Raw genomic sequence first — 13,232 nt, 5'->3', positions numbered from 1 at the left:
ATGAAAAATAGATTTCCAGATGGAGTATGGCCAGTTATGCTTACTCCATTTACAGAGGAGAATAAAGTGGACTATAATGCGCTAGAGCATTTAGTACACTGGTACTTTGATCAGGGATGTGATGGTTTATTTGCAGTTTGCCAATCCAGTGAGATGTTCTTTCTTTCCTTAGAAGAGCGTTATAAAATTGCTTCTTTTGTAAAGCAAGTTGCTGGTAAACGTCCTGTGATAGCTTCTGGTCACATATCAAATGACCCAAAGGATCAGATAGAAGAATTAAAACGGATGGAGGATACCGGAATTGATGCTCTGATTTTGATATCGAACCGACTTGTATTAGAAGGAGAGGAGGATGATCAATTATTATTCCATCTTGAGGCCCTCATGAATGCTTTATCCGAAGAGATTTCGTTAGGGTTTTATGAGTGCCCTTATCCGTATAAGAGAATCTTAACTCCAAAAGTTACTAGATATTGTGCAGAAACGGGGAGATTCCATTTCCTTAAGGATACTAGCTGCAGAATGGATAGTATCAATGAGAAATTAGAGATTGTTAAGCAAACAGAAATGAAACTTTACAATGCTAACACAGCAACCTTGTATGACTCACTATGTGCAGGAGCAGCTGGATACAGTGGGGTTATGGCTAACTTTCATCCTGCTTTGTACCATTGGCTTTGTGAGAATTACTTAAAACACCCTAAGGAAGCAAAACTTCTCTCTGATGTGCTAACCATGTGTTCCCTAATAGAAAACAGTAATTATCCTGTGAATGCGAAATATGCGATGCAGCGTATGAACTTACCGTTTGATCTGATGACTCGAAAGCTTGCTGCATCAAATCTTACTTATGCTCAACGTCTTGAGGTGGAGCAGCTAATTTCATTAACCGAAGAGATAAGAAAGAGATTGCAGGTATAAATAATAATACATTAAGAAAGCTGATTCCCTCCGTAAGAGATGATAGAGGAATTAGCTTTTTTAATTGGGTAAGAAAGATTAAGCGATATGTCCCATCACTCGTATTTGGATTGCGATTCGTGTATTTTTTTGCTAGAACCAATCGTAAGCTGTTGACAGAGAAGGGAAACCTCTGATAAGATTTCAAAAAGAGATAGTCTTGGAGGTAGGCCGATGCAGATTTTAGAAAAGTTTGATCAGGGGAGAACGGTATTTTCCTTGGAAGTTTTTCCGCCCAAAAAGGACAGTCCTGTAGAAAGCATCTATCGTGTATTAGGAGAATTAACAAAATTAAATCCTGATTTTATTAGTGTGACTTATGGTGCGGGAGGAAATACAGCAGATCATACTACTTGTGACATCGCATCATTCATACAATCAAACTATGGAATTGATGCACTCACCCATCTTACTTGTGTAAATTCCACGAAAGAAGATATGAATACAATACTGGAATATCTTAAAAGACAAGGAACTATGAATATCTTAGCGTTAAGAGGGGATAGAAATCCGGAGATAGAACCGAAGAAAGACTTTACATACGCCAGCGACTTAGTGGAATACATTAGGACAAAGGGAGATTTTCATCTTTCAGGAGCATGTTATCCTGAAATTCATCTGGAAGCATCTAGTATGGAGGAAGACATAGAACATTTGAAACATAAGGTGGATTGTGGTGTAGAACATCTTATTTCCCAATTATTTTTTGATAATGATTACTTTTTTGCCTTTTTAGAAAAGGCGAGAAAGAAAGGAATTACAGTTCCAATTGAAGCAGGCATTATGCCAGTAGTAAATAAGAAGCAAATTGAACGTATGGTTACCATGTGTGGAGTTAGTATTCCTTCAAAGCTTGCTAAGATATTGCAACGTTATGAACACCAGGAAGAAGCATTAAGAGATGCTGGAATTGCTTATGCAGTAGAGCAGATTATGCATTTAGTATCCAGTGGAGTGGATGGAATCCACTTGTACACAATGAATAATTCATACATTGCTACGAAGATACATGATGCTATCTTTCGCTTATTGTAAGTCGAATAAGTCTGCAACTACAGTTGCTATGAATTTTGACCATTTGCCTTTTACCGTTGGGGTAATGGAAGGTATCTAGGTAGCGTAAAACTTAGGAAAGACAGAAAGCGTTCTTCGCTTAAATAATATCAAATAGGAGAGCATAATGGATAACGAAGGAAGAGATAACAGAGAGCTTCAGGATATGAAGGCTTATTTGGAGATTGTCTTATCTGAATTAGATGAAGTTAAGAAAAAATTAAATGATCAACCGATAAAAAGCTTACCTACAGAATCAATGGAAAAAAAGAAAAATAACAAACGTGGAAGAGTCTCATTTAAGAAATTGGCACTTTTTGAGGGTGTATTATTATTGATACTTGGCATTTCTTTTGCAGTTTATTTAACATTGGGCGCTAAAAGTGATGTCCCAACTTCTGGCGGTTCCCTCTTTCAAGAGGGGAATAACCAAGGGGGAGAGATAGTCCCAGCGGTTAAATCCGTAAAGCTAGTGGAGGAGCTAGCAAACTTAATTACTCCTGAGCTTCAAAATGAAATAGCGCCATTTGAGGTTTCAATGGAGCGATTATTCGGATACGAATACTTAGTATTTACGGATGGGACGGTAAAGATATGCTATCGTAATGAGTTTTTAGAGGAAGAAATAGAAGACCGCCGCCGCATTCTTATTGATAATGGGACAAAGATGATGGAGATGAATTGGGATTATGATTTATCTGCTGGTTTGAAAGACTTATGTCCTGAGGTTGGAACCTTCCTGTCAGAAGGAGTGAAACAATTCGCATTTCTTAGCTATACGGATGAGGATATCATACCAGAGGAAATAAGAATAATAGATGTGGATACCTTAAGAGAATATCCAGTATTTTCGATAAAGCAGGCGATAAAAGATTTATTTGTTTTAAATTATGAAGAACTACATAGTGCCAACAATCAAGATGGTGATATGAGGATGACTATGAAGATTGGTTCTGCTTCTTATACGTATGCTATAACGAAAGAAGCTTATATTGATGCTGTTTATTATGATGAGTTTTTACCAAATTTTGAGAAAGACTTCAATTTAATTTTTGCAGAGGATGGAATTTCCATTGAATCTGTAGTCTCACTTTCTGAACAAGAGTATCTTGGGGAGTTATCAGCAAAACTGATTCTTCAGGATGGCACTATATCATTAGGTAAGACAATTTACAGTGCTTATGTAACCGCAGATCAAGAGGATAGTGAAAAAGGCGGATTAATTATTCCAAGTACAGGTATTTTAAAGGAAAGAATAGCGTTATGGGGGCATCAAAATAAGCGGTATTTGGTCCCAATATCCGATAAAATACCACGGTTGTCCTATCAACTAGAGAATTTTGTACAGTCGGATGGTAAATTAGAATATGTGGAGCAAGGGGTTAAGAAATCAATCCATGGGATTGATGTATCGAAATATCAGGGGGATATCGACTGGGAGAAGGTAAAGGAATCAGGAGTAGAATTTGCAATCATTCTTTGGGATTTCGAGGTTTTAATGAAGGCACGTTAGAGCTTGACCCATATTTTGTTCAAAATATAGAAGGTGCAATAAAAGCAGGAGTTTCCGTAGGTGTCTACTTCTTCTCACAAGCAACAACGATAGAGGAAGCTATGGAAGAAGCGGATTTTGTATTGGAACAGATCAAAGATTACAAGATTTCCTATCCGGTAATTTTTGATACTGAATATGTTACAACCTATGATGCAAGAGCGAATAATTTATCAAGACAGCTTAGAACGGATATTACGAAAACGTTTTGTGAGAAAATTCAGAGTGCAGGATACCATCCAATGATTTATGCAAATACAAAGTGGATGGTAATGGGTATTGATTTAGAGCAATTATCAGCGTATGATTTATGGTTTGCTTATTACGGAAATAACCTAACATTTCCGTATGATTTCCAGATGTATCAGTATTCAGATTCCGGGAGTATTCCAGGTATCAAAGGAAATGTTGATTTGAATATAAGCTTTGTTGATTATGCAAACCGAAACATATCAGATTAAAGAAATGTTGGAAAAATGAGACTTGTCTGGGTTCCGCAGGATAAACCTGTGATTACAATAGCTGCATCACGTAAAGTTACTTGTTTATCTTCTATTGCTTGGTATATATTTTGCAGTTCATCATCAGTAAGCATAGGAATTATTTTTTTGATTCTGGAGCAAGTAGAGATAAAGATCTCGCGGTATTATTGGAAAAAGTAACTGATATGTTTGACTTATCACATGGATTTGAATCTAAAGTAATTGATAATGTGATACACCGGTTTAAAAAAGTAGACAGGGATTGGAATTATTTTTACGAAATCGGAGCTCAGAGTAGTGATGAACTGGAGACATTTATTCAGATAATGATTTCAAAAAGATATAATGGAACAACGAAATAGTGAAGATATAAAAAGGGAGAGAAATCTTCCTTTTTTTATTGATGACAAGGAAAAGTTCGCGAAGCGAGCTTATTCTTGTTTCATATGTATATTAGGAATACTCGGATGATGAATCAAATTACCCTTAGAGGAATAAAGGAAGACAGTTATCATACTTACTAGATAAAATTGAGTCGAATAATTTTTAGGAATAAACTCATATTTTTAGCCTTTGAAAAATAAAGTATAAGACAGGAGTTTTTTTAATCACGATAGGTAAGGAGCGGAAGGCAGTAAATGAAAGTAGGGAAAGGAATGGTTCTTCTTGTACTTTGTTTTAGTTTACTGTTATCCTCAGGATGCTTCGGGACAAGTAAAATAAGGGATAACGAAGTGGATTCTACGTATCGCTTACTGTACTCCTCAGAGGTATCTACATTAAATTATCTTATCACCTCATCTTCTCATGAAATCAGGATTGGTGCAAATGTGATTGATACGCTCGTAGAATATGATTCCTTTGGCAATGTAATTCCTTCCTTAGCAACAAGTTGGAAGACAAGTGAGGATGGTCTCTCGATTACCTTTGAACTTAGAGAAGGGGAATACTGGGTGAACGAAAAAGGAGAAAAGATAGCAGAAGTAACTGCAAAGGATTTCGTCAGTGCAATGCAGTATGTCTTAACGAAAGAATATGAGAGCGAAACTGCAAAGCTCTTATTTGGTTTGATTAAGAATGCAAAGGATTATTATGAAAGCCAGGGAGACTTTGAAAGAGTTGGAGTAAAGGCTTATGGGAACTATACGTTAGTATATACACTGGAACAGCCTTGTCCTTATTTTCTTTCTTATTTAACGTATGGATGTTTTATGCCAGCTTATGGTCCTTTGTTAGAGGAACGAAAAGGACAATTTGGCGCAGCAACAGGAACAGATACACTCTATTACAATGGTGCTTATGTACTTTCCGTCTTTAAGCCACAGGAAAAACGCACTTTTCAGAAAAATGAATCGAATTGGGATGCAGATCGAGTTTACATAGAAAAAATTGAAGAAACGTATAATTCAGAAGCGACAACTTTAGCTCCTGCACTTGCTTTGCGTGGTGAGATTGATTATGCTGCGATACACTCCGATCTACTAGATACTTTTATGAAGCAGGAAAATACAAAAGATCTGGTTACTAGAGGTAGAAAGAAAACAGATTACTCTTATTTTTATATTTTTAATTTCAAACCAAAGTTTGATAAACGTTATGAACCAGAAAATTGGAATAAGGCAGTTCAAAATGAGAACTTTCGTCTTGCTATCATGAGTGCTATGGACCGAGTAAAAGCACTTCGAGTAGTAGAGCCAAATCATCCAGAAGAGCTTCTATTAAATACAATTACTCCGCCTAATTTCGTAAGCTTTGAAGGAAAAGATTATACCGAGTTTCAGGCACTCAACAATATATCTAAAAGAGATAGCTTTAAGAAAGATATGGCAGTTATTTATAAGGAAAAGGCAATGAGCGAGCTAAAAGAGTCTGGGTGTACCTTCCCGGTTAAAATTCTATTACGATATCGGGCAAACTCCACAGACTGGGCAAATGAATGTATTGTTTTAGCACAGCAGATAGAAGGACTGCTAGGGAAGGATTTTATAAAATTTGTAGTAGAAGCTGGACCTTCTCAAAACTTTACGTCACAGGTTAGGGAGAGAGGAGATTATGCGATGTTAAAGGCAAATTGGGGAGCAGACTATGCAGATCCTCAGACGTTTACAGAAGTTTTTGATCAGCATTCGGCGACGAATTATTTACCGCTTAGGGGAGAAAAACTTACGATTATGCCAGTGATTGATATCTATTATGATTTACTATCAGAAGCGAAAGAAAGTGTACTAGATATCAAAGAGCGGTATATCGCATATGCAAATGCTGAGGCCTATTTAATAAAGCATGCGTTAGTCATACCATTTAGCATGTCCCCAGTGTCTTATCAGATGACAAAGTTAAACACCTATGAAAGTTCCTATGCAAGTTTTGGAGTTTCTACCTCTAGGTATAAAGGAATGAAATATTATAAAGTAATTCTAAATAATCGGATCATGGAGATTAATAAGGCGGTTTGGGAGAAGGAGAAAAAAACAAAAGAGAGATTAGTGCGGTAAGAATGTTTCTATACATAAAAGCATACGAGGGTAATAAAGGTTAGGAAAGGAGTGAAACGATGGGAAAATATATGTTACGTCGATTAGTTCGCTCAATGATAACCTTGTTTCTTGTAGTTTTTATCGTCTTTTCTCTTCTTAGATTGATGCCAATTGAGGGATATTTCCCAAATTATGAAAAATTAACAGTGGAACAGATTGAAGCAGGGCTTAAGAATATGGGGTTGCTTGATCCTCTACCGATACAATTCTTTCGTTATGTGAAAGATATGCTTCATGGAGATTTGGGTTATTCCAGAACCTATATGGCAAATGTTTTGGTAACAGATATCCTAAAACAAAAAATACCGATTTCTATGAAATTTGGATTAAGCACCTTATTTTTGGCACTTCTTATATCTATTCCACTTAGCTTGGCAATGGCTTCCCATAAGGGAAAGTTAATTGACCGTATTGGAACACTTTTTTTAGTTATATTACAGGCAGTCCCTTATGCAGTTTACCTATTGTTAATACAAGCGATTGGTACAGAAAAGCTTCATATAAAGATGCTCTATCATGCGAATGATGTGACAACATGGATTCTGCCAATCGTTTCTATGTCACTTGGAAATATAGCATTTTATACAACGTGGCTTAGAAGATATCTCATAGAGGAAGAAAAGAAAGATTATGTTATCCTAGCAAAAGTAAAAGGTGTTTCCTCGAAACGAATTCTAAAGAAGCATATGTTAAAGAATGCAATTGTTCCTATGATTCAGTACCTTCCAAATTCCATCTTTAATACAATAATTGGCTCAATCTATGTCGAGTCATTATATAGTATACCAGGAATGGGAGGGTTACTTGTTCAAGTCATTCAAAGACAAGATAATTCAATGGTACAGGCAGTTGTTGTTTTATTTGCTATAACAGGTATCTTAGGGGTGTTATTAGGCGATATCCTGCTTTGTCTTATCGATCCTAGAGTGAAATTAAATTCGAAGGGAGGTGTCTAGATGACGTGGCGGGAACAAAATACGAAAGAGTGGGCAAATATAAATGAGTTAAGTTCCTTTCAATTTGCGAATCGAAAAATAGAGGACAATAAGATACGGGATGCAAAAGCAGATACTTACTGGATGGCAACAATAAAAACCTTTGCTAAAAATCGATTTGCGATGTTTTTAGTTTGTGTGCTTTTGCTTTTGATTCTATTTACTATCATACAACCTTATTTACCAAGTCAAAAAGACCCCAACTTAATCTATAATAGCAGAAAGACAGGGCAACAGATAAGAAATCAGACGCCGACTAAGGATTTTTGGTTTGGTACAAATTCCATTGGGCAAGATTTATGGAGTAGAACCTGGTCAGGTGCTAGAACATCTTTATTCTTAGGAATAGCAGTGTCCGTCATAGAAGCAATCATAGGAACTACAGTAGGCTTACTATGGGGCTATGTTAGAAAACTCGATGCATTTTTTACAGAAATTTATAATTTACTTGATAATATCCCTTCTACGATTGTACTCATATTGATTTCTTATATATTAAGACCAGGAGTAACGACTTTACTTCTTGCACTTTGTGCAACCGGATGGATCCAAATGGCACGATTTATTAGAAATCAGATGTTACTCATTAGAGATAAGGAATTTAATATTGCTTCTAAAATGCTTGGTACCAGTACCCTAAGGATTTTACGAAAAAACTTCATGCCATACCTGATTTCAATCATTCTGATGAGAGTTTCACTATCCATTCCATCCGTAATTGGAAGTGAAGTATTTATTACTTATCTTGGTCTAGGACTTCCTCTTAATATACCTAGCCTTGGTAATCTGATTCAAGCAGGAAGAGCGAAACTAATGATGCCAGGACTTAGGTATCAGCTATTATTTCCAACGCTGATTGTTTCCATTATTACAATTTCCTTTTATCTGATAGGAAACGCCTTTGCAGATGCAGCAGATCCGAAAAATCATAGATAGGAGAGCTTATGCCAGAGAATATCTTAACAATAGAGAATTTGACCGTAGATTTCACGGTAAGAAATGCGTTGCTTCATGTGCTACGTGGTGTAAGCCTAGAGGTTATCAAAGGAGAAAGCTTAGTGATAGTAGGGGAATCGGGTTGTGGTAAGTCAGTATTATTAAAGTCGATCCTTGGACTTTTGGAGCAGAATGCAAAGATAGTAGCGGGTAGGATTTTATACCGAGGAAATAATCTTACATCGTTTCAGTCAGAGAAAGATTACCAAAAGATTAGAGGGCATGAGATTGCAATGATTTTACAAGACCCTATGACAAGTTTAAATCCCTTATTAACAATCGGATACCAGATTGAGGAAGCAATTGCAATCCATCAGCCACTACGTAAAGTAAAGCGAAAAGAGGAGGTTATCAGACTTCTTACAGAAGTGGGAATGAAAGACCCAAGAAAAACGAGACATTATTATCCGCATGAGTGTTCCGGAGGTATGAGGCAGAGAGTAGTAATAGCGATAGCACTTGCTTGTAAACCAAATATATTATTGTGCGATGAGCCTACGACAGCTTTAGATGTTACAATTCAAGAGCAAGTACTCAACCTATTGATTCATCTACAGCATAAATATCAACTTACGGTTGTCTTTATCACTCATGATTTTGGGGTAGTTGCTAAGGTTGCTGATCGTGTTGCAGTTATGTATGCTGGAGAAATTATAGAGGTTGGGACTAGTAATGACATCTTTTTGGATGCAAGACATCCATATACCTGGTCTTTATTGGCTTCTCAACCAGCGCTTTATGTGCCAGGGGAAGAGTTGATTTACCTTGGTGGTACTTTACCAAATCCTCAAGAAGAAATTCAAGGGGATGCATTCGCACCAAGAAATCCTTGGGCTTTAGAACGAGATTTTATCTATGCTCCTCCTTATTTTAAACTGAGTGATACACATCAGGTGAAATCTTGGCTAATGGAAAAAAGAGCGCCAAAAGTAGAACCACCTAGAATAATAAAAGAGTATTATCAACTAGAAAACTGGAGGTTTTAACTTGGAAGAATTACTAAATTTAAATTCAATCTCGATTGGGTATGAAGGGAAGGGGAAGATAAGAGGATTAAATCTAGCTGTAAAGAATGCAAGCTTTTCGATTAAAAAAGGGGAAATCTTTGGCCTTATGGGAGAGTCTGGTTCAGGGAAAACAACGATAGGTAGAGCTATTATGCGTATGATTGATACGGTAGAGGGGGACATAACATATAAAGGAATGAAAATTAATCAAAGATTATCAACAGAAAATAAAAGACAGTTATGTCATGAAATGCAAATGATATTTCAAGATCCTATGGCAGCCCTAAATGAGCGTTCGAAAGTTTCAGACATTATTGGTGAGGGGATTCTAGCTACAAATCAGTCGATTTCTAAAATAGAAAGGGAAAATCGAATCGATAAGACAATGTTAGAGGTTGGCTTAAGACCTGAATATAAAAGTCGATATCCTACAGAATTTTCTGGTGGACAACGGCAAAGAATTGGCATAGCGAGAGCACTTATTATGAATCCTCAATTTATTGTAGCGGATGAACCAATCTCAGCACTTGATGTATCAGTACGAGCGCAGATACTAAACCTAATGAAGAAATTACAAAAATCACGTGGTTTAACTTACCTTTTTATTTCACATGATATGCCAGTAATGCGTTACTTTACAGATCGTATCGCAGTACTTTATCATGGAAGAATTGTTGAGATAGCACCTACGAATGAACTTTTTAGTAATCCTTTTCATCCATATACGAAGATGTTACTTTCCTCCATCCCAAGACCTATTCCAATCGAAAACAAGCAGATGGAGGAGAGAGGAGAAATAAAAACTTGGCAAAAATCTGGCAAGCTAAATTCACAGGATATTGATTATGGGGTTATTTCAAGTGAATTAAAGGGGAGAGAAACTCTAAGAATGATCGAGCGAGCTCCAGGACATTTTGTGCTTGAAAGAATAGAAAAGCCATTTGTATAATTTTAACATTTCTAACAAAAGAGTAGAAGAGAAAGTTGCATTCTTCAGCAAAACAGGGAAAATATGTAAAACATATTGTAAAAATAGGTAACTTGCGATATGATTGAGAGCAAAGAGCTATGAATATGAAAAGGCAATGAAATGCCAGAATCGAGGAAGTATGAAGAGTAAAATTGAGAAGGATAAAAGCCTAGTACAGAACATAAGCGAGGCAAAGCGTGCAACAAAAGAAAAGAAAGTAAGCGTAATAGCGAGTGAAGATTCCGTAAAGAGCGAAAGTGCAATAACGAATGAAAATACAGCAACAGATGAAGAAGAGGTTGTAGAAGAAATGAGCACAGAGGCTGTTTTAGAATCTATTCTACCACCTAAGAAACGTGGTAGAAAGAAAAAAGTTCTATCAGATACATTGCCTCAAATTGAGAATACAAGTACGAAAGTTGTTTTACAGTATATGGGGAATGAAGTTGAATTACAATGCCTCATTCAAAAAGCCAAAGAAGCATTCCTAGTAGGGAATGGTCAAAAAAGTTCAATACAAACATTAGACCTGTATGTAAAACCAGAAGATAACGCAGCCTATTATGTAGTAAATGGGAACGAAGCTGGAAAAATTGAATTAATTTAAGCTAAGAACGTGATATAGGAGTCCTTCTTGACGGACTCCTTCTTCTATCATATAATGAGATGGATTATACATAATTGTTTTCTTTCAAATAAGAATGAGATTTATCTGTCTGGATATAATCTTGAATATATAAACAAAGGAATGGGATGAAGACCAATGGACCAAAAGAAAAATCTGGATGTTATTATACCGCTGTTTCGACCAGACAAAAAGTTTGATAAGCTATTAATCCAGTTATTAAAGCAAACAATAAAGCCCAAGAATATATGGCTACTTAACACAGAGGTATTGCCAGATTATGCAACAGAGACAATCAAGCAAAGAGTAGATGAATTGCTCTCTCATAAGAAAATCGTAGGAAGTGAATCTGTGAACATTCACATAATTTCCATTGATCAAAGAGAGTTTGATCATGGTGGGACAAGAGCTTATGGTGCTAGCCTTTCCGATTCTGAATATATGGTATTCATGACTCAGGATGCGATTCCAAAAGATGAGCACTTATTGGAAAATCTAGTAGAGCCATTAAGGATGGAAGAGGTTGCGATCTCTTATGGTAGACAGGAAGCATCCCAGAATGCAACGTTAGTTGAAAAATATACAAGAATTTTTAATTATCCATCCACAGATCAGTTGAAGTCGAAAGAGGATTTGGATCGCCTTGGAATCAAAACTTACTTCAGTTCTAATGTTTGTGCAGCATACCGTAAATCGGTCTATGAAGATTTAGGAGGTTTTGTTGCAAGAACAATTTTTAACGAAGATATGATTTATGCTGCAGGGGTGATTAAAACAGGGTATAAGATTTATTATGCAAGCAAAGCAACAGTAATTCATAGTCATCATTATACGCTGATGCAACAACTTCGCAGAAATTTTGATTTAGGTGTTTCTCAAGAGGAATATCAATCAATATTTAAAAATATATCTTCTGAAAAGGAAGGAACAAAGTTTGTAAAGCAAACAGTTAGTTATTTAAAAGATCAAAGAAAATATATAGAATTAGTGGATTTTATACTGGAAAGTGGATTTAAATACTTGGGTTATCTTCTTGGTAAGAAACATCGATTGTTGCCACAGCCATTCAAAATATGGCTTAGTATGAATAAGTCGTATTGGAGGTAATATGAGCAGGGTAGATATCATAATGAGTACCTATAATGGTGAAAAATTTTTAAGGGATCAAATAGATTCTATATTTACGGGCAATCATCAAAATATAGTGTTGCATGTATTTGATGATGGATCTTCAGATGAGACCCTAAAGATATTAAATGAATATAAACATCGCTACCAGAACCAGCTACACCTTTATAAAAATCATCGCAATCTAGGTGTTACAAAGAACTTTCTGCATGGAATTAAAACGGTTATGGAAAAATTTAAAGAGGCAATGTACTTTATGTGCTGTGATCAGGACGATGTGTGGCATGCGGATAAGGTTAGCAAAACATTAAAGCGAATGGAACAGATGGAAAAACGTTTTGGAGTTGATCGCCCACTTTTGGTATTTACCGATGCAGTAATAGCAGATGAGAATCTAAATGAGATATCCGAATCATTTATTAAAACACAGCACTTTAATTCGAACAAAATAGATTTATCGCATCTTCTTATGGAAAATAAATGCATTGGATGTACGATAATGATTAATCGTGCTTTTGAACAATATCTATCCCGTATACCAAATGCTGCCAGATACCATGATTGGTGGTTAGCGTTAATTGCAGCTGCATTTGGTCATATAAGCTATTTGCCAAAAGCTACAATTGATTATAGACAACATTCAGCGAATGTAGTAGGGAGTATAAATTTTGCTTCTTATGTACGCAAACGAATGACATCCTTCAAAGATCAAAAACTAACGCTAGCTAAGAATCGAGATCAAGCGGAAGAATTTTTACATTTTTTCCACGAGGAATTACAAAGACATCAAAAATCCATCATAGAAGGATACTTGATGATGTTTCAATCAAACTTTTTTAAGAGACGTTATATTGCGATAAAGCAAGGGTATCTAAAAAGTGGGATTATTAGAAATTGTGGACTAATGTTGATTTTATAAAACTAGAC

Annotated in this window: 13 protein-coding genes; all 13 read left to right on the top strand. The window is 36.0% G+C overall.

Annotated elements, in window-relative coordinates:
• The 13 genes from CC92_RS0106780 to CC92_RS0106725 all read left to right on the top strand — a co-directional run bounded on the left by CC92_RS0106780 (position 1) and on the right by CC92_RS0106725 (position 13,224).
• Positions 1-921, top strand: a complete 921-nt coding sequence (locus tag CC92_RS0106780; protein ID WP_029503698.1) for a dihydrodipicolinate synthase family protein — start codon at positions 1-3, stop codon at positions 919-921.
• A gap of 213 nt (positions 922-1,134) precedes the next feature.
• The gene (gene metF, locus CC92_RS0106775; RefSeq protein WP_029503700.1) at positions 1,135-1,995 is read left to right on the top strand and encodes a methylenetetrahydrofolate reductase [NAD(P)H]; all 861 of its coding nucleotides are present in this window, start codon (positions 1,135-1,137) and stop codon (positions 1,993-1,995) included.
• A gap of 145 nt (positions 1,996-2,140) precedes the next feature.
• A complete protein-coding gene (locus CC92_RS21510; protein WP_051650789.1) occupies positions 2,141-3,526 on the top strand; it encodes a hypothetical protein in 1,386 nt (461 codons plus the stop codon).
• A complete protein-coding gene (locus tag CC92_RS20805; protein ID WP_051650790.1) occupies positions 3,493-4,026 on the top strand; it encodes a glycoside hydrolase family 25 protein in 534 nt (177 codons plus the stop codon). The genes CC92_RS21510 and CC92_RS20805 overlap by 34 nt, the downstream gene beginning before the upstream one ends.
• Positions 4,027-4,136: 110 nt before the next feature.
• The gene (locus tag CC92_RS0106765) at positions 4,137-4,409 is read left to right on the top strand and encodes a hypothetical protein (RefSeq protein WP_029503702.1); all 273 of its coding nucleotides are present in this window, start codon (positions 4,137-4,139) and stop codon (positions 4,407-4,409) included.
• A gap of 276 nt (positions 4,410-4,685) precedes the next feature.
• Positions 4,686-6,542, top strand: a complete 1,857-nt coding sequence (locus tag CC92_RS0106760) for a peptide ABC transporter substrate-binding protein (RefSeq protein WP_029503703.1) — start codon at positions 4,686-4,688, stop codon at positions 6,540-6,542.
• 59 nt (positions 6,543-6,601) lie between these two features.
• Complete coding sequence (locus CC92_RS0106755) at positions 6,602-7,540, top strand: ABC transporter permease (protein ID WP_029503704.1); 939 nt, start codon at positions 6,602-6,604, stop codon at positions 7,538-7,540.
• Entirely contained in the window at positions 7,541-8,515 is a 975-nt protein-coding gene (locus CC92_RS0106750) for an ABC transporter permease (RefSeq protein WP_029503705.1), read from the top strand.
• An 8-nt stretch (positions 8,516-8,523) separates the two neighbouring features.
• Positions 8,524-9,561: an ABC transporter ATP-binding protein gene (locus CC92_RS0106745; protein WP_029503708.1), complete on the top strand. Its 1,038-nt coding sequence runs from the start codon at positions 8,524-8,526 to the stop codon at positions 9,559-9,561.
• 1 nt (position 9,562) lies between these two features.
• Positions 9,563-10,531, top strand: a complete 969-nt coding sequence (locus CC92_RS0106740; RefSeq protein WP_051650791.1) for an ATP-binding cassette domain-containing protein — start codon at positions 9,563-9,565, stop codon at positions 10,529-10,531.
• A 160-nt stretch (positions 10,532-10,691) separates the two neighbouring features.
• On the top strand, positions 10,692-11,159 hold the full coding sequence (locus CC92_RS21505; RefSeq protein WP_051650792.1) for a DUF6465 family protein: 468 nt from the start codon (positions 10,692-10,694) through the stop codon (positions 11,157-11,159).
• A 156-nt stretch (positions 11,160-11,315) separates the two neighbouring features.
• Positions 11,316-12,284, top strand: coding sequence for a glycosyltransferase (locus CC92_RS0106730; RefSeq protein WP_029503713.1), 969 nt, complete (start codon positions 11,316-11,318; stop codon positions 12,282-12,284).
• Position 12,285: 1 nt separating this feature from the next.
• Positions 12,286-13,224, top strand: coding sequence for a glycosyltransferase family 2 protein (locus CC92_RS0106725; RefSeq protein WP_029503715.1), 939 nt, complete (start codon positions 12,286-12,288; stop codon positions 13,222-13,224).
• Positions 13,225-13,232: the final 8 nt, after the last annotated feature.

Origin of the sequence: Lachnoclostridium phytofermentans (assembly GCF_000733755.1) — a bacterium.
Taxonomy (GTDB): Bacteria; Bacillota; Clostridia; order Lachnospirales; family Lachnospiraceae; genus Lachnoclostridium; species Lachnoclostridium phytofermentans_A.
This window is presented reverse-complemented; position numbering and strand designations above follow the sequence as displayed.

Excerpts from the sequence above, each read along its gene's own strand:
- CC92_RS0106780 (WP_029503698.1), top strand. The coding sequence starts at position 1 with ATGAAAAATAGATTTCCAGATGGAGTATGGCCAGTTATGCTTACTCCA.
- metF (WP_029503700.1), top strand. The coding sequence starts at position 1,135 with ATGCAGATTTTAGAAAAGTTTGATCAGGGGAGAACGGTATTTTCCTTG.
- CC92_RS21510 (WP_051650789.1), top strand. The coding sequence starts at position 2,141 with ATGGATAACGAAGGAAGAGATAACAGAGAGCTTCAGGATATGAAGGCT.
- CC92_RS0106760 (WP_029503703.1), top strand. The coding sequence starts at position 4,686 with ATGAAAGTAGGGAAAGGAATGGTTCTTCTTGTACTTTGTTTTAGTTTA.
- CC92_RS0106755 (WP_029503704.1), top strand. The coding sequence starts at position 6,602 with ATGGGAAAATATATGTTACGTCGATTAGTTCGCTCAATGATAACCTTG.
- CC92_RS0106750 (WP_029503705.1), top strand. The coding sequence starts at position 7,541 with ATGACGTGGCGGGAACAAAATACGAAAGAGTGGGCAAATATAAATGAG.
- CC92_RS0106745 (WP_029503708.1), top strand. The coding sequence starts at position 8,524 with ATGCCAGAGAATATCTTAACAATAGAGAATTTGACCGTAGATTTCACG.
- CC92_RS21505 (WP_051650792.1), top strand. The coding sequence starts at position 10,692 with ATGAAGAGTAAAATTGAGAAGGATAAAAGCCTAGTACAGAACATAAGC.
- CC92_RS0106730 (WP_029503713.1), top strand. The coding sequence starts at position 11,316 with ATGGACCAAAAGAAAAATCTGGATGTTATTATACCGCTGTTTCGACCA.
- CC92_RS0106725 (WP_029503715.1), top strand. The coding sequence starts at position 12,286 with ATGAGCAGGGTAGATATCATAATGAGTACCTATAATGGTGAAAAATTT.